Origin of the sequence: Actinocorallia herbida (assembly GCF_003751225.1) — a bacterium.
Taxonomy (GTDB): Bacteria; Actinomycetota; Actinomycetes; order Streptosporangiales; family Streptosporangiaceae; genus Actinocorallia; species Actinocorallia herbida.
The window spans coordinates 7,064,081-7,088,436 of record NZ_RJKE01000001.1; the positions used below are offsets into that span (position 1 = coordinate 7,064,081).

Genomic DNA, 24,356 nt, shown 5'->3' on the forward strand with positions numbered 1-24,356 from the left:
GTGATCGGGCGCTTGAGATCCCGGCGCCACCCCTCCGGCCCCAGGGGGCCTACGGGGCGGCGCCGGGGCGCCCGATCACCGGTCCTCGGTCCCTGGGGCCTGCGGCGTGCGACTTGCCCGATGCGGTCTGGGCGCGGTTCTACCCCCTGCGGGACGTCGTGGGTTTCTGCGTGATCAAGGGGCGGCCTTTACGTAGTAAGTCTGGGTCGGTGTGGGTCAGGCGGTGAGGCGGGGCCAGTCTTGTTGCCAGTTACGGCCTTCGGCGTCTATGAAAGAGCCGGGTGGGGGCTGGAGGCCGTGGGCGCGGAGCCAGGTGCCGGGCGGGGTCTGGTTGCGGCGGGGGCGGCCGTCGGAGGGCATGATCTGAGGCGGGATGGGGGCCGGGGCCGGGTCGTGGTAGGTCTCCAGGCTCTGGTCGGCCAGGTCCTTCTCCTCGGCCATGCCGATGGGGCCTTCGCGGCGGGCGTTGAAGAACTGGTTCACGGCCGGGTCGCGGCTGGTGAGGATCATCTCGCGGGGGCCGAAGGCGACGAGGCCGCGGCGGAAGAGCAGGCCCATGTTGTCGGGCAGGACGCGGGCGGTGCCGATGTCGTGGGTGACGATCAGGATGGTCGCGCCGGTCTCGTGGTTGATGTCCACGAAGAGCTGGCTGAGGTAGGACGTCCGGACGGGGTCGAGGCCGGAGTCCGGTTCGTCGGCCAGGATGATCTCGGGGTCCAGGACGAGGGCGCGGGCCAGTCCGGCGCGCTTGCGCATCCCGCCGGAGATCTCCCCCGGAAACTTGTCCTCCGCGCCGGAGAGGCCGACCATCTCCATCTTCTCCAGGGTCTTGGCGCGGACCTTCGACTCCGAGAGCCGCGTGTGCTCGCGCAGCGGGAACGCGACGTTGTCGAAGACGCTCATCGAGCCGAACAGCGCGCCGTCCTGGAACAGCACGCCGAAGCGCCGCCGCATCTCGTACAGCCGGCGTTCGCGCAGCTCGGGAACATCCTGCCCGTCCACCCACACATGCCCTCGGTCGGGCCGCAACAGCCCGATGAGGTTCTTCAGAAAGACGGATTTGCCCGTTCCCGACGGCCCCAGCAGGGCCGAGATCTGGCCCGCGGGGACGGTGAACGACACGTCCTCCCAGATCACCTGGCGGCCGAACGACTTGCGCAGGCCCTCCACCCGGATCTCGACGCCCATGGCGGCACTCCCCGCCGGGGCCGGGCGGCGGGCGGTCCCGCACAGTCTGAGACGGCCCCGCTGCCCGGAAGGTATGTCGGAACGAAAGATCTGAGAGGGCCCAAAAACCCTAGGCGGCGGGGATGCCGAGGGCCTTGTGGATCTCGGCGAGCACCTCGGGGAGCTGGTCGTTGAGGTAGAAGTGACCACCCGGGAACGCCCTGACCTCGCACGACGCCGTCGTCACCTCCGCCCAGCGGTACATCTCCTCCACCGTGACGTGCGGGTCGGCCTCGCCGGTGAGCGCGGTGAGCGGGCTGGCCAGCTTCGGCGCGTCCGGGTCCCGCCGGTACCGCTCGATCGCCTTGAAGTCGGCCCGGACGTACGGCAGGACGAGTTCGCGCAGCTCCGGATCGGCCAGCGCGGCGGTGTCGGTGCCGCCGAGCTTCGTCAGCTCCGCGACGAGCCCGTCGTCGTCCCGCTCGGAGATCCGGTCCTCGGTGTCGGTCCGCCGGTGGATCGGCTTGGCGCCCGAGGCGAAGAAGTGGACGGGGGCGGCGCCCTTGGCCTGGAGGATCAGCGCGGTCTCATAGGCGACGAGCGTGCCCATGCTGTGCCCGAGCAGGGCGAGCGGCCGGTCGGTGAGCGGCGCGAGCGCGGCGGCGACGAGCCGGGCGGCCTGCTTCAGGTCGGTCATCACGGGCTCGCGCATCCGGTCGGCGCGGCCGGGGTACTGCACGGCGTGCACTTCGAGTGCCGGGCTCGCGGCCTTGCCCCACGGCCGGAAGGACACGGCGGAGCCTCCGGCGTGCGGGAAGCAGACGAGTCGGGTCGTCGCCCAGGGCCGGGGGTCGGGGCAGCGCAGCCAGCTCACGGTCTTCCTCTTTCACTCGTCCGGGTCTCGCGGGTCCGGGCCTACTCGGCGAAGCCCGGCCGGATGCCGCGGGGGTCGTCGGGCAGGGGCCACGGCGCCACCCTGGGATCGGGCACCGCCTTCACCCCGGTCTCCTCCCGCGCGACGGAGAAGCCGCGCCGCAGATAGTTCGCCTTGGCGGTCGGATGATCGAGCGTACTCGTGCGCAGCCATACCCGCCGCGTCGGCCCCAGCCCGTCGCCCCACAGGCGGCCGCGCTGCCAGGCCCGCCGCACGCACTGCTCGACGAGGTAGCCGCCGAACCCGCGCCCGACGAACGCCGGGACGAGGCCGACGAGGTGCACCTCGGTGTCGCCGTCGGGCTGCGCCTCGAGCTCGAAGTATCCCGCGACGGTCCCTTCGGCGAGCGCGAGCCAGGTCGCGAGTTCCGGGCGGTCCACCCATTTCGCCCAGTCGGCGTGCGTCCAGGAGAAGCGGTCGGTCCAGCAGACGCGCGCGCCGACGGCGGCGTACATCGCCCGGTTGAAGTCCGGCGACGGCACGCAGGCGAGGCTGAACGACACCTCTCCCGACGGGAGGGGGCCGGGCCGGAGGGCGCCGGGGTCGCGCATCTCCATGGCCCACTCGGTGACGGTGATCTCCCTCGGTTCCCCGGGGGCGGCCAAGGTCAGGCGTCCATGGCGCGGGCGAGACTGCGCGGCCGCATGTCGGTCCAGTGCTCGGTGATGTGGTCGAGGCAGGCCTGCCGGGTGTCGGCGGCCTTCGCGACGGTCCAGCCCGCGGGGACCTCGGCGAACGTCGGCCACAGCGAGTACTGGCCCTCGTCGTTCACCAGGACAAGGTAGGTCGCTTCGTCGTTCTCGAAGGGGTTCGTGGCCATCTCGGGGGATCCTTCCGGTCGGGGGTGAAGAGTGAGGATAGTGGCTAGTTCCGCAGCCGGTCCGCGAGCACCGCGGCGATCTCCGCGACGGCCTGGGGCTCCATCAGGAAGTGGTGCTCGACGTCGAGGTCGTGGACTTCGAGTCCCCCGGTGTAGGGCGCCCAGGTCTGCGGCGCCGGGGAGTCCGGGCGCAGGCCGCGGGTCGCGCGGAAGAACACCATCGGGGCCGGGACGAGGCCGGACGGCAGGTACCCGTCGACGATCCTGAGCCCGTTCTCGTAGGTGCTGTAGACGGCGAGGAGCTGGTCCTCCTCCAGGGTGGCGAACGCGTCGCCGCGGGAGCGCAGCTCGGCCATGATCGCCGCGACGTCGGGGTTCGCGGGGTCGCCGACGATCTTCTCGTCGATGCCGATCGACTGGAGCAGCTCGGGGATCACCTCGCGCTCGTCGGCGGCGAGGTCCTGGGAGTGGAAGGAGTCGAGCAGGCACAGCAGCCCGATCTCCGCGCCCCGCTCGTGCAGGATCCGGGCCGCCTCGAAGGCGACGAGCCCGCCGAGCGACCAACCGAGCAGGTGGTACGGGCCCTCCGGACGGACCTTGAGGATCTCGGCCACGTAGTCCTCGGCCATCGCCCGCACGGACGCCGCCCGGTACGCGGGCTCGGACAGGGCCCGGGACTGGAGGCCGTAGAGAGGTCCGGGAAGATGGGCCAGGAAAGCGAAGTAGGGCCAGGACAGCCCTGCGGCCGGGTGGACGCAGAACAGGGGGGCTCCCTCGCCTCCGGTGCGGATCGGGAGCAGGACGTCAAGGCCGAGCTCGGGGTCGCCCCCGCCGAGGAGGCCCGCGACGGTCTGGTGGGTGAAGACCATGCGCGGGGTGACGTCGAAGCCCGCCTCCTTGGCGCGGGAGGCGAGGCGCAGGGCGGCGATGCTGTCGCCGCCGAGGTCGAAGAACCCGACGTCCGCGGCGACCGTGTCCAGGCCGAGGATCTCGGCGAACACCGCGCACAGGCGCTCCTCGTCGGGGGTGGCGGCGGGCCGTCCGGTGAGGGTGAAGCCGGGGGCGGGCAGCGCGGCGCGGTCGAGCTTGCCGCTGCCGTTCAGCGGGAAGGCGTCGAGCACGACGACGGCCACGGGGACCATGTAGGACGGCAGTTGCGCGGCGAGGTAGGCGCGCAGGTCGTCCGGCTCGGGAGAAAGGCCCTCGTGCGGGACGGCGTAGGCGACCAGGCGTTTGCCGCCGGGGCCGTCCTCGCGGGCGAGGACGGCGGCTCGCGCGACGTACGGATGCGCGCCCAGCGCCGCCTCGATCTCGCCGAGCTCGATCCGGAAGCCGCGGATCTTCACCTGGAAGTCGGCCCGGTCGACGTACTCGAGCAGGCCGTCGCGCCAGCGCACGAGGTCGCCGGTGCGGTACATGCGCGCGCCGGGCGGCCCCGCCGGGCAGGCGACGAACCGCTCCGCGGTGAGCGCGGCGCGGCCGAGGTAGCCGCGCGCGAGGCCCGCGCCGGAGACGTACAGCTCCCCGGTGACGCCCTCGGGGACGGGCCGCAGGGCCGCGTCGAGCACGTGCAGGACGGTGTCGTCCATCGGCCCGCCGAGGGGCGGCGCGGCCCGGTCGCCGAGATGGTCGCGCATCGGCTGGAAGGCGACGTACGTGGTCGTCTCGGTCGGCCCGTAGACGTTGGCCAGTTCGAGGTCGGGGCAGGCGGCCATGACCGCGCGCATGGCGCGCGCGTTGCCCGCCTCGCCTCCGGTGTGCAGGCGCCTCAGGGGCGCGAACGCCTCGGGCCGCTCGGCGGCGAGCAGGTTGAACAGGCTCGTGGTGACGAACGAGCCGGTGACGCGCTCGGCGGCGGCGATCTCGGCGAACCCGGCGGCGTCGAGGTCGCCGGGCGGGGCGATGACGGCCGTCCCGCCGTTCAGGAGCGGCGTCCAGATCTCGTAGGTGGAAGCGTCGAACGCGTGCGCGGAGAAGACCAGGACGCGCTCATGGCCTTCGCCGACCTGGCCGTCCGAGGCGAGCGCGGCGACCTCGCGGTGCGCGACGCCGACGCGCTTGGGCAGGCCGGTCGAGCCCGAGGTGAAGATCGCGTAGGCGAGGGAGTCCGGGCCCGCGGGCCCCGGAAGGTCGGCGTCGCCCTCCTCGCCGGGCAGGTCCACCCGAAGGGTGCGGACGGAAGGGACGAAGCCGGGGTCGGCGAAAGCCTCGTCGAGGAGGAGGACGGGCGCGCCGGACTCCTCGAGCGCCCACGCGCGCCGCTCGGGAGGGTAGCTGTGGTGAATGGGGACGTAGTAGCCGCCGGTCTTGAGCACCGCGAGGGTCGCCGCGACGACGTCGGGACCGCGCTCCAGCAGCATCGCCACGGGCGTCTCCGGGCCCGCGCCCGCCGCGCGCAGCCGCCGCGCGAGCCGGGTGGCGCGCTCGTCCAGCTCCGCGTAGGTGATCGACGTGCCCGCGTACCTGAGGGCGACGGCATCGGGGTCGGCCGCCACGGACGCGGCGAAGCGCGCGGTGACCGTCGCCGCCTCACGCCCGATCACGGGGCCCGTGCCCAGCGCGCTCGCGGCGGTGCGCTCGCCGGGGGTGAGGAGGTCGAGGGCGCCGATCCGGGTCTCCGGGGCGGACGCGATCGCGGCAAGGACCCGGCGCAGCCTTCCCGCCAGGCGTTCGGCCTCGGCCTCGGTGAGCAGGTCGGGCCGGTAGTCGAACCGGACGCCCAGCTCGCGGCCCGGCACGGCGGCGACCGCGACGGGGTAGTGGGTGGCGTCGTGCATGCTGACGCCGGAGACCTTGACGCCGTTCAGGTCGGTCGCCTCGGCGTCGGGGTCGAACGGGTAGTTCTCCAGCACCATCACGGTGTCGAAGAGCGCGCCGAGCCGGGTGAGGCCCTGGATCTCGGCGAGCCCGAGGTGGTGGTGGGCCAGCAGGTCGGCCTGCTCGCCCTGGACGCGGCGCAGCGCCCCGTCGAGGGTGTCCCAGGGCGTCACGCGGACGCGGACGGGCAGGGTGTTGATGAACAGCCCGACCATCTGCTCCACACCGGGCAGGTCGGCCGGGCGGCCGGAGACGACCCCGCCGAAGACCACGTCGGTGCGGCCCGTCTCGGCGCCGAGCACGAGGCCCCAGGCGAGCTGGAGCGCAGTGTTCAGCGTGACGCCCGCGGACCTCGCGCGGGCGGTGAGCGCGGCGGTCAGATCCTCGGGAAGGAGGAGGTCCAGCTTGCGCGGCTCCACGGCGACGCCGCCCGCGGCGGTAGGACGCAGCAGAGTAGGTTCCTCGACGCCTTGCAGCGCCTCCCGCCAGGCCGCCTCCGCCGCTCCCCTGTCCTGCCGGGAGACCCACGCGAGGTAGCTCTTGTAGGGCGTGACGCGCGGGAGCACCGAGGCGTCCCCGCCCGTCAGGTACAGGGCGAACAGCTCGGTCTGGAGCAGCGGGGTGGACCAGCCGTCGAGCAGGATGTGGTGGTTGGTGAAGACGAGGTGGTGGACGTCGGGCGCCTCGTCCCGCACCAGGACGAAGCGGAGGAGGGGCGGCCGGGCCAGATCGAAGCGGTGCGCCCGCTCCCGGGCCGCCACCTCCCCGACGTCCCCGGTGGTCTCCTCGAACGGCACCTTGACGGTCTTGGCCACGAGCTGCACCGGCTCGCCCGTCTTGCGCTGCCGGAAGGCCGCGCGCAGGTTGGCGTGCCGGGTGACCAGCGCCTCGGCCGCGGTCCGCAACGCCGCCGCGTCCAGCGGCCCGTCGAGCCGCAGGACGACCTGGGCGCTGTAGACATCGGCCTCGCCGTCGAAGGCCGCGTGGAAGTACAGCCCCTGCTGGAGCGGCGACAGCGGGAGCACGTCCTCCAGGTTGCCGCTCATCGCCCCTTCCCTTCCGTGTTCACGTCGCAGTCCTCAAGGTCACAGATCGAAGTCGTCCAGGTCGGCGGCGAACTCGTCGAGCTCGTCCTGGCTGACCGCGACGAGGTCGATGTCGGACGGCGTGAAGCCGCCCGCGCCGTCGGTCGCGGTGTGCCCGGCCAGCGCGCCGAGCGCGGCGAACCACAGGTCGGCGAGTTCGGCCACGTCGGCCTCGGCGAGCAGGCCGGAGGCCCACGACCAGGTCGCCGACAGGCGCGGCCCGGCGGGGGCGTCCTCGGTGTGGCAGTTGACCTCCAGCGCGTGCGGGAGCGCCAGCGCCGGGTCGTGGCCGCCGCCGAGCGCGTCGCTCAGCGCGGCGGACGCGGGCGACCAGTCGGCGTCCGCGCCGGCCGACACCCTGCCGAGGTAGTTGAACGCGAGCTGCGGCGCGGGGTGCGCGGCGAGCGCCGCGCCCGCCTCGGCGTTGAGGTACCGCAGGAGGCCGTGGCCGAGGCCGTTGTCGGGGGCCTCGCGCAGTTGCTCCTTGACCCGCTTGAGCGCGGTCCCGACCTCGGGGCCCGCCGCGAGCACCTCGGACCAGGCGGGCCGGCCCGCGTCGAGCCTGACGGGGTGGATCGAGGTGAACCAGCCGGACGTGCGCGAGGTGTCGACGCCGGGCACGACCTCCTCGCGCCCGTGGCCCTCCAGATCCACCAGGACGGCCGGAGCCGCCTTGCCTCGCCGCTCGTGCCACTCCGCGACGGCGAGGGCAAGGGCGGTCAGCAGGACGTCGTTGACGCGCCCGTGGAACGCCGCGGGGACCGTCGTGAGGACGGGTTCGGTGACGTCCTCGGCGAGCGTCACGGTGAGATGCCCGGCCGTGGCGAAGGTGTCGCGGGCGGGGTCCAGAGGCCGGGAGCCGAGCACCGGCTCCGGCGTCGCGGCGATCTCGGTCCAGAAGCCGAGCTCCGCGGTGCGCGCGGGCTCGGACGCCTCGGCGGTGAGCCGCTGCGCCCAGCGCCGGAACGACGTCCCGACGGGCTGGAGCGGGGCGCCGCCGAGCGCGGTGACGAGGTCGGGCAGCAGGATCCGCCACGACACCCCGTCCACGACGAGGTGGTGGGCGGTGAACAACAGCAGGCCGGAGGCGTCGCCCGCGTCCAGGAGGTGCAGCCGCGTCATCTCGCCCGAAGCCGGGTCGAGCGCTTCGCGGGCCGCCTTGCCGGTCTCGGCGAGGACCCGTTCCAGGTCGGCGCCTTCGAGGCCCGCGATGTCGACCACCTCGACCTCGGCCGTGCGGGCGCCCTTGTCCCGCACCTCGTACACGCCGTCGGCGACGCGCAGGCGGAGGATGTCGTGGTGGTCGAGGACCGCCTGGTAGGCGGCGGTCAGAGCGGCGACGTCCAGGTGGGCCGGGACGCGCAGCAGGGTCCGCTGGCTGTAGGACGATGTCGGCCCTTCCAGTTCCTCGAACCAGCGGAAGATCGGCGTCGGGGGCACCGCGCCGAGTGCCGTGCCCTCCGGCTCGGCCTCGATCACGTCCTCGTCGGCGGGCCTGGCCACGGCGGCGAGTTCCGCCGTCGTCTGGTACTGGAAGACCTCGCGGGGCGTGAACGCCAGACCCGACTGGCGGGCCCGCGCGACGAGCTGGATCGCGATGATCGAGTCGCCGCCGAGGTCGAAGAACCCGTCGTCGATGCCGACCCGCTCCAGCCCGAGCACCTCGGCGAACAGCGCGGCGACGGTCTCCTCCGCGGCGTCGCGCGGGGCCCGGCCGGTGACGTTCGCGGCGAAGTCGGGGGCGGGCAGCGCCCCGCGGTCGAGCTTGCCGTTACCGGTGAGCGGCAGCGCCGCCAGCGCGACGACGGCGGCCGGGATCATGTAGTCCGGCAGGTCCGCGCCGAGGAAGCGCCGCAACTCGGCGCCGTCGGGCGCCTCCGCCCCGGCGGCGGCGGTCACGTAGGCGACGAGCCGCTTGTCGCCCGGCCTGTCCTCGCGGACGATCGCGGCGGCGTCGGCGACGGCCGGGTGCCGTACCAGGGCCGCCTCGATCTCGCCGAGCTCGATCCGGAACCCGCGCAGCTGGACCTGCTGGTCGGCGCGGCCCAGGTACTCCAGGGAGCCGTCGCGCCGCCAGCGGCCGAGGTCGCCGGTCCGGTACATGCGGGTGCCCGGCGCGCCGAACGGGTCGGCGAGGAACCGGGACGCGGACAGGCCGGGCCTGCCGTGGTAGCCGCGCGCCAGCCCTGCGCCCGCCACGTACAGCTCGCCCACGACGCCCGGGGCGACGGGCTGGAGCCGGTCGTCCAGGACGTAGGCGCGCAGGTCGGGGATGGGCACGCCGATGACGGAGCCGGCGGCCTCCTGGCAGTAGGCGCGGTCCAGCGCCAGGTAGGAGACGTGCACGGTCGTCTCGGTGATGCCGTACATGTTCACCAGGACGGGCGCGTCGTCCGCGTGCCGGGAGTACCAGTCCTCCAGCCTGCCCAGCTCCAGCGCCTCGCCGCCGAAGACGACGTAGCGAAGGCCGAGCGGCGTACCGGGGTTCGCCGCGTCGGCCGCCATGAGCTGGTAGAACGCCGACGGCGTCTGGTTGAGGACGGTGACGCCCTCCTCGGCGAGGAGCCTGAGGAAGTCCTCGGGCGACCTGGACACCGCGTAGGGCACGACGACCAGGCGGCCGCCGTTCATGAGCGGGCCCCACAGCTCCCAGACGGAGAAGTCGAACGCGTAAGAGTGGAACAGCGTCCACACGTCGTCGGGGCCGAACCCGAACCAGTGCTCGGTGGAGGTCATGAGGCGCACCGCGTTGCGATGCGGCACCACGACGCCCTTGGGACGCCCCGTGGAGCCCGACGTGTAGATGACGTACGCCGGATGGTCCGGAGACATCTCCACGCACGGGTTTCCCAGGGGGGTCTCCGCCGGATACCCGGCGAGATCCACCGACGCCAGCAGCTCGGCGTCCACGGTCATGACGGGCGCGGCGTCCGCGACGATGTAGGCGATCCGGTCGGCCGGGTAGTCGGGGTCGACGGGCACGTACGCCGCGCCCGTCTTGAGCACCGCGAGGACGCCCACCACGAGGTCCGGAGAGCGCGGCAGGGCGAGCGCCACGAACTCCTCAGGTCCCGCGCCCTTCTCGATGAGGTGCCTTGCCAGCCGGTTGGCGGCGGCGTTCAGCTCTCCGTAGGTGAGCGTCGTGCCTTCGAACGTGACGGCGGGCGCGTCCGGCGTCGCGGCGGCCTGCCGTTCCACGGCCGCGTGGATGAGGCCCCCGGAGTCGGGCAGAGCGGGGAGTCCGGCGGCGGGCGAGGTGAGCCCCGCCGACCACTCCCGGAGGATCGTCTCCCGCTCGTCGTCGGCGAGGACGGCGGCGGCGCTCACCGGCTCGTCCGGGGCCGCGGCGACCGCCGTCAGGAACCTGGTGAGGCGGGTCACGAGGTCGGCGGCCGTGGCGGGGTCGAAGAGGTCGAGCGCGTACTCCAGCCCCGCAGACAGGCCCGCGGGCGAGCCGTCGGAGGAGTGGTGCTCCTCCAGGTACAGGGACAGGTCGTACTTGGCGGCCCCGACGCCGAGGTCGAGCGCCTCGACGGTGAGCCCGTCGACCTCGGCGCGCGCCTCCGGGTTGTTCTGGAACGACAGGCACACCTGGAACAGCGGGTGGCGGCCCAGGTGGCGGGCCGGGGAGAGCACCTCGACCAGCCGCTCGAAGGGCACGTCCTGGTGGGCGTAGGCCGCGAGGTCGGTCTCCCTGACCCGGCCCACGAGCTCCCGGAACGTCGGGTCGCCCGAGGTGTCCGTGCGCAGCACGAGCAGGTTCACGAACATGCCGACCAGGTCGTCCAGGGCCTCGTCGGTGCGGCCGGCGATGGGCGAGCCGATCGGGATGTCGGTGCCCGCGCCGAGCCGGGTGAGCAGCGCCGCGTAGGCGGCCTGCACGACCATGAACAGGCTCGCGCCGGAGTCGCGGGCGAGGTCGAGCAGCGCCCGGTGCACGCCCGCGTCCACGGTGAAGTCGAGGGTCGCGCCGCGCTGGGTGGCCTGCGCGGGGCGCGGCCGGTCGGCGGGCAGCTCCAGCTGGTCGGGCAGCCCGGCGAGGGCTTCGACCCAGTACGCGGTCTGCTGCGCGAGCAGGCTCTCCGGGTCTTCGGGGTCGCCGAGCAGGTCGCGCTGCCAGAGCGCGTAGTCGGCGTACTGGACGGGCAGCGGAGCCCACGCGGGGGCTTCGCCGCGCCGTCGCGCGTCGTAGGCGGCGACGACGTCGCGGGCCAGCGGGGCCATCGACCAGCCGTCGCCCGCGATGTGGTGCAGGACCAGCACCAGGAGGTGGTCGTCCGCGCCGAGCCGCAGCAGCGCGACCCGGAAGGGCGGCTCGACCGACAGGTCGAAGCCCTCCCCCGCGACGGCCGCGAGCGCGCTGGGCACCCCGGCCTCCGTCGTCTCGGTGACGGTCACGCGCGGGAGCGCCGCGGCGGTGTCCAGGACGAGCTGGCGCGGGGTGCCGGAGGCGTCGGGGAAGACCGTGCGCAGCGACTCGTGCCTGCCGACCACGTCGGCGAGCGCCGCGCGCAGGGCGGCCAGGTCGAGTGCGCCGCGCAGCCGCAGCGGCACCGGCATGTTGAAGGTCGCCGACGGCCCCTCGAAGCGGCCGAGGAACCACAGCCGCTGCTGCGCGGGCGACAGCGGCACCGCGGCGGGCCGCTCCTGCCGGGCCAGGGCGGGTCTGACGCTGCCCTCGGCGGCGGCGACGCGCAGGGCGAGCCCCGCGACCGTGGGGGCCTCGAACAGGGCCCGGATGGGCAGCTCGACGCCGAGCACGGTGCGGACCCTGCTGATCAGCCGGGTCGCGGTGAGGGAGTCGCCGCCGAGGTCGAAGAACGAGTCGTCGGCGCCGACCCTGCCGACGCCCAGGATCTCGGTGTAGACGCCCGCGAGGATCTCCTCCTGCGGGGTGCGCGGGCCGCGTCCGCCGCCGAGACCGAGGTCGGGCGCGGGCAGCGCCTTGCGGTCGAGCTTGCCGTTGGGGGTGAGCGGCAGGTCGGGCAGCAGCACGACGAGCGGGACCATGTACTCCGGCAGCGTCCCGGCGACGAACGCGCGCAGGTCGCGGGCGGAGGCGCCCTCGGCGGCCACCGCGTAGGCGACGAGCCGCTTGTCGCCCGGCCTGTCCTCCCGGACGACGACCGCGGCCCGCGAGACCGCGGGATGCCGCTCCAGGGTGGAGGCGACCTCGCCCGGCTCGATCCGGAAGCCGCGGATCTTCACCTGGTCGTCGGCGCGGCCCAGGTACTCCAGGGTGCCGTCGGGCAGCCAGCGCACGAGGTCGCCGGTGCGGTACATGCGCTCGCCGGGCGCGCCGAACGGGCACGCGGTGAACCGCTCCGCGGTGAGGCCGGGCCGCTCGAGGTAGCCGTGCGCGAGCATCGGACCGGCCACGTACAGCTCGCCGGGGACGCCGTCGGGCACCCGCCGCAGCGCGCCGTCCAGCACGTAGGGCCGGCTGTTGCGGAACGCGGTGCCGATGTTGGGCGCGGCGCCCGCGATCAGGGGCCCGTTGAAGAAGTCGACGCTGGCCTCGGTCGGCCCGTAGAAGTTGCGCGCCTCCAGGCCGGGCAGCTCCGCCAGCTCGTCCCACAGCCCCTGCGAGACGGCCTCGCCGCCGAGCAGCACCGTGGAGGCGCCGGCCTCCAGGACGCCGAGGTCGCGCAGCGTCTGGAAGTGCGACGGGGTGGTGTTGACGAGGTCGATCCCGTGGTCGCCGACGTAGGCGACGAGGGCGCTTCCGTCGCGCCGGGCGGCGTCGTCCAGGACGTGGAGCTCCTGGCCGAAGAGCATGAGCGCGAGGCCGTGCCAGGAGGTGTCGAAGGAGAACGACGCGGTGTGCGCGAACCGCACGCGGCGGCCGGCCCGGGCGACGACGGGCGCCCAGAAGGACTCCCGGTGCCCGTCGTGGTAGTTGACGAGGCCCCGGTGCGGGACGACGACGCCCTTGGGCAGCCCGGACGAGCCCGACGTGTAGATCGTGTAGGCGGGCGCGTCGGGGTGGACCGCGATTCCGGGGTCGTGGGCCGGCGCGTCGGCGGTCAGGCCCGGCCAGTCCGGGGCGATCTCCAGCACGGGCGCGGAGTCGGCGAGCATGTGCGCGATCCGGTCGGCCGGGTACTCGGGGTCGACGGGCACGTAGGCGGCGCCGGTCTTGAGCACGCCGAAGATCGCGGCGACCTGGGCGGCGGTGCGCGGAAGGCGCAGCGCGACCCTGTCCCCGGCCTTGACGCCCGAGGACAGCAGGGTGTGGGCGATCCGGTTGGCGGCGGCGTTCAGCTCGGCGTAGGTGAGGGTCGCGTCCACCGCGACGAGGGCGGTGACGTCGGGGTCGGCCGAAGCCCGCGCCTGGAGGAGGTCCACGACGGACGGGGCGGAAGGCTCCCCGACCGGGCCGGACCGCGCGTCGAGGGCGGTGCGCTCGGTGTCCGACAGGAGGTCGAGCGCCGCGAGAGGCTGCTCCGCGTCTTCGAGCACCGCGTCGAGGAAGGCCCTCACCCTCCCGAGCAGGGCTTCGGCCGAGTCCGGGGTGAAGAGGTCGGGCCGGTAGTGCAGCCGCATGGACAGCCGGTCGCCCGGGATGATGACGAACGACAGCGGGAAGTGCGTCGCGTCGTAGGACTCGAACCCGGTGAGCCGCAGCCCGCCGAGGATCCCGTCCATGGTCGACGGGTCGAAGGGGTAGTTCTCCAGCACCGTCATGGTGTCGAACAGGACGGGATGCCCGGTCGCCCGTTGGATCTCGGTCAGTCCGAGGTGGTGGTGGGCCAGCAGGTCCGTCTGCTCCTCCTGGAGGCGCTCCAGCACCTCGGCGAGGGTGTCCGACGGGGTCAGCCGTACCCGGATGGGCAGCGTGTTGATGAACAGGCCGATCATCTGCTCGACCCCGGCGAGGTCGGCGGGACGGCCGGAGACCGCCGCGCCGAACACCACGTCGTCGCGGCCGGTGAGCGCGCCCACGACGACGCCCCAGGCGGCCTGGAGCAGGGTGTTCACCGTGACGCCGTGGCGGCGCGCGGCGCGCGTCAGCTTCCGGCTGACCACCTCGTCCAGTTCCAGCAGTGCCCGGTGCGGGACCACCGCGGGCAGGTCCGCGGCCTGCGGGGCGACGAGCGTCGGGTCTTCCAGCCCGTCCAGGGCCTCCTGCCAGGCCGCCTCGGCGGCCTTGCGGTCCTGCCCGGCGAGCCAGCGCAGGTAGTCCTTGTACGGGGTCGGGCGGGGCAGGCCCTCGTCGGTGCCGCCCGCCAGGTAGAGCGCGAACAGCTCGGTCGCGAGGACGGGCGTGGACCAGCCGTCCAGCAGGATGTGGTGGTTGGTGAAGACGAGCCGGTGCCTGTCTCCGCCGAGCCCGCCGTCCGGCAAGCGGACAAGGACGAAGCGCAGCAGCGGCGGTTCCATGAGGTCGAACCTTCGGGTCCGCTCGGCGAGCACCAGCGCGCGCGCTTCCTCCTCGCCGAGGTCGACCTCTTCCCACGGCAGTTCCACCGCGCGGGGGACGAGCTGCACGGGGCGGCTCACGCCCTCGTCGGTGAAGGCCGCGCGCAGGTTGGCGTGCCGCTTGAGCAGGGTCTCGGCGGCCCGGCGCAGGACCGCGACGTCCAGCGGCCCTTCCATGTCCAGCACGAGCTGGGCGGTGTAGACGTCCTGCTCGTCGTACTTGGCGTGGAAGAAGAAGCCCTGCTGCAACGGGGACAGCGGAAGGATGTCCTCCAGATCCCGGCCCGTGCTCACTTGTTCCTCCAAGCCGCTTGAAGCGTGTCGATCTCGGTCTGGTCGAGCTCGACCAGCAGGTCGGAGCTGGTGAAGCCGCCCGCGTCCGCGCCGCGGGCGTGCGCGACGAGGCCGCGCAGCGCCGCGAACCACGCCTCGCCGAGCGCCCGCACGTCGTCCTCGGCCAGCAGGCCGCCGGGCCACGACCAGGTCGCGGCGAGCTCCGGACCGCCGGGCCTGTCGTGGGTGATCACGTTGATCTCCAGCGTGTGCGCGGCGGGCAGCCCCGGGTCCTCGCCCGGCGGGAGCTGCTCGGGCGCGGGGCTGAAGTCGCCCTCGTCGGAGGCGACCCGGCCGAGGTAGTTGAACGCGACCTGCGCCCGCGGCAGGTCGGCCAGCTCCTCGCCGGTCGTCTCGTTGAGGTACCTGAGCAGGCCGAAGCCGATGCCGTTGTCGGGCACCTGGCGCAGCTGCTCCTTGACCCGCTTGAGCGCCTGGCCCGCCGCCGCGCCGCCGGAGGTGATCTCCGCCCAGTCGGCCTGGCCGGGGTCGAGCCTGACGGGGTAGAGGCTGGTGAACCATCCGACGGTCCGGGACAGGTCGACGCCCTGGACGACCTCTTCGCGGCCGTGCCCTTCGAGGTCCACCAGGACGCCCGTCCCCCGGCCGCCCCGTCCCGTCCGCCACTGCGCGACGGCGAGGGCGAGCCCGGTGAGCAGGACGTCGTTGACCCGGCCGTGGAACGCGGCGGGCACGTCGGTGAGGACGGCCTCGGTGGTGGCCGCGTCCAGGACGAGGTCAAGGCGCCGGACGGTGTCGGCGGTGTCCACCGCGGGGTCGAGCGCGCGCGCGGCGAGCTTGGCGTTGGGGCCCTCGGCGAGGTCGAACCAGGTGTCGAGCTCCTCCGCGCGCTCGGGGTCGGCGGCCTCGGCGAGCAGCTTCTGCGCCCACCTGCGGAACGAGGTGGGCACCGGCTCCAGGGCGGGCTCGGTCCCGTTCGCGGCGGCGCCCCAGGCGGCGACGAGGTCGGGCATGACGACACGCCACGAGACGCCGTCCACGACGAGGTGGTGCAGCACGAGGACGAGGCGGCCCTGTGCGCCGGGTCCGGCGTCCAGCCAGACCAGCCGGGCGTTCTCGCCCGCCTCGGGGTCGAGTTCGGCGGCGGCGCGGGTGACCGCGGCGTCGAGTTCGGCCCGGTAGTCGGCGGCGGGCGCGACCTCGACGCGGCGGACGAGGGCGGCGGCGCCGACCTCGCCGACCGGGCGGACGACCGGCTGCCAGTCGTCGAGCCGCAGCCGGAGCATGTCGTGCCGGTCGAGCACGGCCTGGAGGGCGCGCACGAGGTGCGCCTCGCCGAGTCCGCCGGGCACGCGCAGCGCGAACGCCTGGTGGAATCCGGACATGTCACCGCCGCGCTCGCGCAGCCAGGCCATGATCGGGGTCAGGGGCACCGGGCCGATCCCCGCGCCCTCCGGCTCGGTCTCGACGGTGTCGTCGTCGGCGGCGTCGCGGGCCAGCGCGGCGAGGGCCGCGACGGTCTGGTGCTGGAACACCTCGCGCGGCGTCACCACGAGGCCGCGGTGGCGGGCCCGGGAGACGAGCTGGATCGCGATGATCGAGTCGCCGCCGAGGTCGAAGAAGCCGTCGTCGGCGCCGGGCCTGGCACGCAGGGCGAGGACCTCGGAGAACAGGTCGGCGAAGACCTCCTCGCGCTCGGACGCCGGGGCGCGGCCCGCGCCGGCCTCGATGACGGGCGCGGGCAGCGCACGCCGGTCGAGCTTGCCGTTGCCGGTGAGCGGCAGCGCCGCCAGCGGGACCACCGCGGCGGGCACCATGTGCGCGGGCAGCCGCTCGGCGGCGAACGCGCGCAGCGCGGCGGCCTCCACGCCGTCTCCGGCCGCGTAGGCGACGAGCCGCTTGTCGCCCGGCCTGTCCTCGCGGACGACCACGGCGACGTCGGTGACCGCCCCGTGCGCGGCGAGCACCGCCTCGATCTCGCCCAGTTCGATGCGGAAGCCGCGGATCTTCACCTGGTCGTCGGCGCGCCCCAGGTACTCCAGGGCCCCTCCCGTCCGCCACCGGGCGAGGTCGCCGGTGCGGTACATGCGGGTACCGGGCGGCCCGTACGGGTCGGCGACGAACCGGGACGCGGTCAGGCCGGCCCGTCCGTGGTAGCCGCGGGCCAGGCCCGCGCCCGACACGTACAGCTCGCCGACGACGCCGGGCGGGACCTGCCGCAGCCGCGCGTCGAGCACCCGGACGCCGAGATCGGGGATGCCGGTGCCGATGACGGAGCCGGGCGCGGTCGCGCAGTACTCCGCGTCCAGGGCGACATAGGAGACATGGACGGTCGTCTCGGTGATGCCGTACATGTTCACCAGAACCGCGGGACGGCCGTGCGCGTACCAGCCGGCGAGGCGCTTCAGCTCCAGGGCCTCGCCGCCGAACACCACATGGCGCAACGCCAGATCACGGCCGTCGTCCGCGGCCATGAGCTGGTAGAACGCCGACGGCGTCTGGTTGAGCACGGTGACGCGCTCGGCCGCGAGCAGGTCGAGGAACTCGCCGGGCGAGCGGGTGACCGCGTAAGGCACCACGACGAGGCGGCCGCCGTACAGCAGCGGCCCCCACAGCTCCCAGACGGAGAAGTCGAACGCGTAAGAGTGGAACAGCGTCCACACGTCGTCGGGGCCGAACCCGAACCAGTGCTCCGTGGAACGCATCAGCCGGACCGCGTTGCGGTGCGGCACCACGACGCCCTTCGGCTCGCCCGTCGAACCCGACGTGTAGATGACGTACGCCGGGTGGTCCGGGGACATCTCCACGCGCGGATTCCCCGAGGGCGCCTCAGCCGAAGACCCTTCAAGATCCGCGGAGGCCAGCAGCTCCTCGTCCACGGTGAAGACCGGGGCGGAGTCCTCCAGCGTGTAGGCGATGCGCTCCTCGGGGTAGTCCGGGTCGATCGGCACATAGGCCGCGCCGGTCTTCAGCACCGCGAGGACCGCCACGACGAGCCGCGCCGAGCGCGGCAGGCGCAGCGCCACGAACCGCTCGGGGCCCGCGCCGAGCGCGATGAGGCGGTGCGCGAGCCGGTTGGCCGCCGCGTTCAGCTCCCCGTAGGTGAGCGTCGCGCCTTCGTAGGTGACGGCCGGGGCGTCCGGCGTCTCGGCGGCGCGCCGCTCGAACACCGCGTGCAGGGTCGTGGCACCGTCCGCGGCGAGGTCGCCGCCCGCCCAGAGGTCGAGGAGCGCCGGTTCGTCGGCGGCCAGGAGCGGCGCGTCCCCGATGGGCGCGTCCGGGGCGCTGAGGAGACCGGTGAGGAGCCGCTCGAACCGGGTGACGAAGGTGCGGGCCGTGGCCGGGTCGTAGAGGTCGAGCGCGTACTCGAGTTCGCCGTCGAACCCCGCGGGCGACCCGTCCGGCCCGAACTTCTCGGTGAGCATGAGGAGCTGGTCGAACCGGGACACCGCGGCGTGCAGCGGCTCGGGCTCCGCGGTGAAACCGTCGAGTTCGAGCCTCGCCTCGGGGTTGTTCTGGAAGGTCAGCCCGTTCTGGAACAGCGGGTGGCGGCCCATGTGCCTCGCCGGGTTCAGCACCTCGACCAGCCGCTCGAAGGGCACGTCCTGGTGGGCGTAGGCCGCGAGGTCGGTCTCCCTGACCCGGCCGACCAGCTCCCGGAACGTCGGATCGCCCGAGACGTCGGTGCGCAGCACGAGCATGTTCACGAACATGCCGACCAGGTCGTCGAGCGCCTCGTCGGTGCGTCCCGCGATCGGCGAGCCGACGGGGATGTCCTCGCCCCCGCCGAGCCGCGACAGCAGGACCGCGTAGGCGGCCTGGGCGATCATGAACGGCGACGCCTGGGTCGCCGCCGCGAGGTCGGCGACCGCGCGCTGCACCTCGGCCGGGAGGGTGAACCGGACGGTCCCGCCCCGGTACGTCGCCTCCTCCGGCCTGGGCCGGTCGGCGGGCAGGTCGAGCTGGTCGGGCAGCCCGGCGAGGGTGTCCTTCCAATAGGCGAGCTGCCGCGAGAGCAGGCTCGCCGGGTCGTCCTCGGACCCCAGCAGCGCCTGGTGCCACAGTGTGTAGTCGGCGTACTGGACGGGCAGGGGCGCCCACTCCGGGGCCGCTCCGGAGACCCGTGCGGTGTAGGCGGTGATGACGTCCCTGGCCAGCGGCGCGAGCGACCAGCCGTCGGTCGCGACATGGTGCATCACCAGGACCGCGACGTGCTCCTCCGCGGACAGCGACAGCAGGTGCGCGCGCAGCGGCGGCTCCGCCGAGATGTCGAACGGGCGGCCCGCGACCCGGGCGAGCTCCATCGGCAGCGCGGCCTCGGTCGTCGCGACCGTCTCCAGCTGCGGCCGGGCGACGGCGGCGGTGAGGATCTGCTGCCTCGGGGTGCCGCCGGAGTCGGGGAAGATCGTGCGCAGCGACTCGTGCCGAGCGACCACGTCGGTGAGCGCGTCCTGGAGCGCCGCGGGGTCGATCCGGCCGGTGAGCCGAAGCGCGAGCGGCATGTTGTACGTCGCCGACGGCCCCTCGAACTTCGCCAGGAACCACAGCCGCTGCTGGGCGTAGGACAGCGGGATCTCCGCGGGCCGCGCGGCCGGCACCAGCGCGGCCCGCGCCGGAGCCGCCTTCTCGACGTGCCGGGCGAGCGCCGCGACCGTCGGGTCCTCGAACAGCGCGCGCACCGACAGCTCCACGCCGAACGCGACCCTGGCCCGCGCGACGACCCGCATCGCCAGCAGCGAGTTGCCGCCGAGCGCGAAGAAGTCGTCGTCCGCGCCGACGTCCGCGACCCCCAGCAGCTCCCCGACGATCCCGGCGAGGACCCTCTCCCGTTCGTTCGCGGGCGCGCGGTAGGCGACGGCGCCGGAGCCCAGCTCGGGCTTGGGCAGGTTCTTGGTGTCGACCTTGCCGTTGGCGGTCAGCGGCAGCTCGTTCATCACCATGACGGCGGCCGGGACCATCGCCTTCGGCAGGTGCTCCAGCACGAACGCGCGCAGCTCCTCGGAGCTGATCGTGTGGCCGGGCGCGGGCACCACGTAGGCGACGAGCCGCTTGTCCTGCCCGGCGGCGGGCCGGGCAGGCGCGGGCGCGGGGGTGCGCAGCAGCAGCGCGTCGGCCTCCGGCAGCCGGACCGCGCCGATGTGCGCCGACGGATCCGCGACGGCCGCGTCGAGCACGCGCAGGAACCAGCGGCACAGGTCGGCGGCGGTGTCGGCGTCGAACAGGTCGCGGGCGTACTCCAGGGTGCCGGTGAGTCCGCCGCCCGGCGCCTCCTCCAGCAGGAACTCCAGGTCGAACTTGGCGACGCCCGGGTCGACGTCCTCGACCTCGACCGTCATCCCGGCCAGCTCGACCCGGGCCGCCGGGTTGTTCTGGAGTGTCAGCATCACCTGGAACAGCGGGTGCCTGGCCAGCGAGCGGGCCGGGTTCAGCACCTCCACGAGCCGCTCGAAAGGCAGCTCCTGGTGGGCGTAGGCGGCGAGGTCCGCGTCGCGGACGCGGTCCAGGAGTTCGGCGAACGTCGGGTCGCCCGAGGTGTCGGTACGTAGTACGAGGGTGTTGACGAACACGCCGACCAGGTCGTCCAGCGCCTCTTCGGTGCGGCCGGCGATGGGCGAGCCGAGCGGGATGTCGGTGCCCGCGCCGAGCCGGGTGAGCAGGGCGGCCAATGCCGCCTGGAGGACCATGAAGAGGCTGCCGTGCGCGGACAGCGCGAGTTCCTGGAGGCCCGCCGCGGTCTCGGCGGACACCGTGAACGCGGTGCGCCCGCCCCGGTAGGAGGCGCGTTCCGGCCGCGGCCGGTCGGTCGGCAGGACGAGCTGGTCGGGCAGCCCGGCCAGCTCCCGCGTCCAGAACCTGATCTGCCGGGAGATGAGGCTGTCGGGGTCGTCCTCGCTGCCGAACAGCTCGCGCTGCCACAGCGCGTAGTCCCCGTACTGGACGGGCAGGGGCGCCCACTCCGGCGCGGCGCCCCCCGCCCGTGCGGCGTAGGCGGTGATGACGTCCCTGGCCAGCGGCGCCAGGGACCAGCCGTCGCCCGCGATGTGGTGCATCACCAGCAGCAGCACGTGCTCCTGCGGCCCGAGCCGGTAGACGTGCGCGCGCAGCGGGATCTCCGCGGCGAGGTCGAACCCGCGGGTGGCGGCCATGTAGAGCAGGCCGACCAGCTCGTCGGGGTCGGCCTCGGCGACGGTCAGGGGCACCTCGGCGCCGGGCAGCACCCGCTGGAACGGCGCGCCGCCCCGCTCGGTGAAGACCGTGCGCAGCGACTCGTGCCGGTCGGCGACGTCGCGCAGCGCCGCGCGGACCGCCGCGAGGTCGAGCGCGCCGGTGAGCCGCAGCGGGATCGGCATGTTGTAGGTCGCCGACGGCCCTTCGAGCTGGGCGAGGAACCACAGCCGCTGCTGGGCGTAGGAGACCGGCACCAGCTCGGGCCGCAGGACCGCGGTGAGCGGCGGCCGCTCGGCGGCCCCGGCTTCGGCCCGGCCGAGCTGAGCGGCCAGCTCGGCGACGGTCGGCGCGTGGAACATCGCGCGGATCGACAGCTCCGAGCGGGTCGCGGCGCGGATCCTGGCGACGGCCCGCGTCGCGAGGAGGGAGTCGCCGCCGAGCTCGAAGAAGTTGTCGTCGATGCCGACCTCGCGCACCCCGAGCACCTCGCGGAACACCCCGCAGAGCAGTTCCTCGGTGCGGTCGCGGGGGCCGCGCCCCTCCTTGGCGGGGGCGGTGAAGTCCGGCGCGGGCAGCGCGGCCCGCTCCAGCTTGCCGTTGGGGTTGAGCGGCAGCGCGCCGAGGGCGAGGATCGCGGCCGGGACCATGTACTCCGGCAGCCGTCCCGCGACGAACCTGCGGATGCGCCCGGTGTCCAGCGCCGCGCCGGGCACCGGTACGACATAGCCGACGATCCGGGTGTGCCCCGCGTCCTCGCGGGCGACCGCGACGGCCTGCGCGACCTCGGGGTGCGCGGCGAGCGCCGCCTCGATCTCGCCCAGCTCGATCCGGAACCCGCGGACCTTGACCTGGTGGTCGAGCCTGCCGAGGTACTCGATGTCTCCTGCCGCGTTCCAGCGCGCGAGGTCGCCGGTGCGGTACATCCGCTCGCCGTCGCCGAACGGGCACGCGACGAACCGGTCCGCGGTGAGCGCGGGCCGGTTCAGGTAGCCGCGCGCGAGGCCCTCGCCCGCGAGGTACAGCTCGCCCGCGACGCCGACGGGCACCGGCCGCAGCCCGGCGTCGAGGATGTAGGCGCGGGTGTTGGCCAGCGGCCTGCCGATCGGCGCGATCCCCTCGGGGTTGCCGTCGTCGTACCAGCCGACCGTGTAGACGGTCGCCTCGGTCGGCCCGTAGATGTTGGAGATCCGCGCGTCCGGGACGAGCGCGCGCAGCCGCTTGACCAGCTGCGGCGGCAGTGCCTCGCCCGCGAGCACCACGTCGCCCGCGGCGAGGTCGAGGCTGCCCTGGGACAGCACCGCGGCCATCGCCGACGGCACGCCGGACAGCAGCGAGCCGCGCCAGCCGCCGCGCTCGGCCAGCTCCAGCAGGTCCCGGACGACCTCGACCCGGCCGCCGACGGTGAGCGGCACGAGCCACTCGAAGACCGACACGTCGAAGTTGAGCGAGGTCGACCACAGCACGTGCCGCAGCCGTGCGGGCCCGAAGTCGCGGGCCGCCCACGCGCAGAAGTCGACGGCGTTGGCGTGCGTGACGACGACGCCCTTGGGCCGGCCGGTCGAGCCGGAGGTGTAGATGACGTACGCGGCGTCGAGCGGGTGCGGGCAGGGGCCGGCCAGATCCGCGCCGTCGAGGCCCTCACGGGGGCCGAGGATCGCGGTGCCCTCGGGCAGGTGCGCCGCGGTCTCGGCGATGACCGCGGCGGGCGCGGCGTCGGCGAGCATGAACGCGATGCGGTCGGCCGGGTAGGCCGGGTCGATGGGCAGGTAGGCGGCGCCCGCCTTGAGCACCGCGAGGGCCGCGACGGCGAGGTCCGCGGTGCGCGGCAGCGAGATCGCCACGACGGAGCCGGGCCTGGCCCCGTCTGCGCGGAGCCTTCTGGCGAGCCTGTCGGACAGCTCGTCCAGCGCGCGGTAGGTCAGCGAAGACGCGGCGTCGCTCACGGCGGTCGCGTGCGGGGTCCGCTCGACCTGGGCGCGGAACAGGGCGGGCACGGTCGACGCGGCGACCTCGAGGCCGGTGTCGTTCCACCCGCGCAGGACGAGGTCGCGCTCGGCCTCGTCGAGGAGGTCGAGCGCGCCGATGCGGGTGCCGGGGTCGACCTCGGCCATCGCCTTGAGCAGCCGGACGTACCGGTCCTGGTGGGCGGCGACCTCGGCGTCGGTGTACAGCTCGGGGTGCGCGTCGAAGTCGATCCTGGCGCCCCTGCCGTCGGCCGCGTCGAAGATCGCGATGGCGAGGTCCTCGACGGGGCCGTTGCTCAGCGGGTGCTGGGTGGCGCGCAGTCCGCCCCAGTCGGCCGTGTAGTCGTACGGCATGATGTTGACGACCGGCCCGTGGATGCGCCGGCCGACCAGTTTGAGGTCGCGCACGAGGTCCTCGCGCCGGTACCGCTGATGGCGCAGCAGCCGGGCGGTGGCGCGGGACGCCTGCCGGGTCAGCTCCTCGACCGTCATCTCCGGCCGCACGGTCACCCGCAGCGGCAGGATCGACGCCATGTGGGTGGGCGTCTCGCGGGCCAGCTTCGTCACCCGGCCGGACACGGCGATGCCCAGGACGACGTCCTCGGCCCCGGTGGTCTTGGCGACGAGCGCGGCGGTCGCGGCGATGGCCAGGCCCGGGGTCGCGGTGCGCAGCCGCCGGGCGCCCGCGGCGACCTCCTTGGTCTCGGTCTCGCCGAGCATGACCGTCCGGCGCAGGTACCGGTCGGTGGGGGCCGCGACCCGTTCGGTGAGGCCCACGACGTCGGGGCGGTCGGCGAACCGCTCGGTCCAGTAGGCGCGGTCGGCCGCGAACCTCTCCGACGCGCGGTAGGCCTCCTCCTCGGCCAGCAGCGCGCGGTAGTCCCCGTGCCTCTGCGGCACGTACTCCTCGCCCCGGGCGAGCGCCGCGTAGACCTCCGAGCCTCGGCGGTTGAGGAACGCGCCCGTGTAGCCGTCGATCATGATGTGGTGGCCCCGCATGAACCACCAGTGCAGGTCGGGCGCGAGGCGCAGGACCCGGCTGACGTACAGCTCGGGTCCCATCAGGTCGAACGGGCTGTGCACCTCCCGGTCGATCCAGGCCGCGGCGGCGGCCCGGGGATCGGGTTCGCCGCTGAAATCGAGTTGCCGCATCGCCTCGGGCGCCGCGTCAAGTGCCTGATAGGGAATTCCGTCTTTCTCCACCAGCCGGAACCACAGCGCCTCGCCCTCGTGCGCGCCGATCCTGACCGTCTTGTCGAACAACTCCGGATCGAAGTCGCCCTCGATCTCGATGTACTGCGCCACGCAGATCGGAGTTTCCGGGCTGAGTTGTTGCGCATACCAGACCGACTGCTGTGCCGCGGACAGGGGGAGGAACTCTGAAGACGACATGAAGAATGGCTTTCGCAGGCGCGGGAGGTGGAGTTCTCAAGACACAGAATTACCAATCAGAAAACCGGGTGCCGGCCCCTTTCCCGCAACGTCTCACAATGCTCCTGCGATCCCCGTCTTTGCCCGCCGACGATCGCACGCGCCCGTGAAGCCCCCTTGTTGCACTACTTTTCAGTAGCGGAAGCACAGTCAACCAGGGCATCCCATGCTTCGCAATCCTCCCATAAGCGGAACTTAACGGGCACGGTTGCTCACCTCCGTGACAAGAAACGGGGAACGTGACCGCCCGGTTA

At 73.8% G+C, this 24,356-nt stretch carries 7 protein-coding genes; all 7 read right to left on the bottom strand.

Features of this window, described 5'->3' with window-relative positions; translation table 11 throughout:
- Positions 1–216: 216 nt before the first annotated feature.
- The 7 genes from EDD29_RS32335 to EDD29_RS32365 all read right to left on the bottom strand — a co-directional run bounded on the left by EDD29_RS32335 (position 217) and on the right by EDD29_RS32365 (position 24,063).
- Entirely contained in the window at positions 217–1,188 is a 972-nt protein-coding gene (locus EDD29_RS32335; RefSeq protein ID WP_123668067.1) for an ABC transporter ATP-binding protein, read from the bottom strand.
- A gap of 109 nt (positions 1,189–1,297) precedes the next feature.
- On the bottom strand, positions 1,298–2,041 hold the full coding sequence (locus EDD29_RS32340; RefSeq protein ID WP_123668068.1) for a thioesterase II family protein: 744 nt from the start codon (positions 2,039–2,041) through the stop codon (positions 1,298–1,300).
- Between the two features lie 41 nt (positions 2,042–2,082).
- Positions 2,083–2,706 carry a GNAT family N-acetyltransferase gene (locus EDD29_RS32345; protein ID WP_246053113.1) on the bottom strand — a complete coding sequence of 208 codons (624 nt, stop codon included), beginning with the start codon at positions 2,704–2,706 and terminating at the stop codon, positions 2,083–2,085.
- A 2-nt stretch (positions 2,707–2,708) separates the two neighbouring features.
- Complete coding sequence (locus tag EDD29_RS32350) at positions 2,709–2,921, bottom strand: MbtH family protein (RefSeq protein ID WP_123668069.1); 213 nt, start codon at positions 2,919–2,921, stop codon at positions 2,709–2,711.
- A 44-nt stretch (positions 2,922–2,965) separates the two neighbouring features.
- Complete coding sequence (locus EDD29_RS32355; RefSeq protein WP_123668070.1) at positions 2,966–6,784, bottom strand: non-ribosomal peptide synthetase; 3,819 nt, start codon at positions 6,782–6,784, stop codon at positions 2,966–2,968.
- A 39-nt stretch (positions 6,785–6,823) separates the two neighbouring features.
- Positions 6,824–14,539: a non-ribosomal peptide synthetase gene (locus EDD29_RS32360; protein WP_123668071.1), complete on the bottom strand. Its 7,716-nt coding sequence runs from the start codon at positions 14,537–14,539 to the stop codon at positions 6,824–6,826.
- Positions 14,536–24,063 (bottom strand): non-ribosomal peptide synthetase, encoded by a 9,528-nt coding sequence (locus EDD29_RS32365; RefSeq protein WP_123668072.1) that lies wholly within the window; start codon positions 24,061–24,063, stop codon positions 14,536–14,538. Before EDD29_RS32365 ends, EDD29_RS32360 begins: the two co-directional genes overlap by 4 nt.
- Positions 24,064–24,356: the final 293 nt, after the last annotated feature.

Bases quoted from the DNA above. Each gene is read 5' to 3' on its own strand.
- EDD29_RS32335 (WP_123668067.1), bottom strand. From the start codon at position 1,188: ATGGGCGTCGAGATCCGGGTGGAGGGCCTGCGCAAGTCGTTCGGCCGC.
- EDD29_RS32350 (WP_123668069.1), bottom strand. From the start codon at position 2,921: ATGGCCACGAACCCCTTCGAGAACGACGAAGCGACCTACCTTGTCCTG.
- EDD29_RS32355 (WP_123668070.1), bottom strand. From the start codon at position 6,784: ATGAGCGGCAACCTGGAGGACGTGCTCCCGCTGTCGCCGCTCCAGCAG.
- EDD29_RS32365 (WP_123668072.1), bottom strand. From the start codon at position 24,063: ATGTCGTCTTCAGAGTTCCTCCCCCTGTCCGCGGCACAGCAGTCGGTC.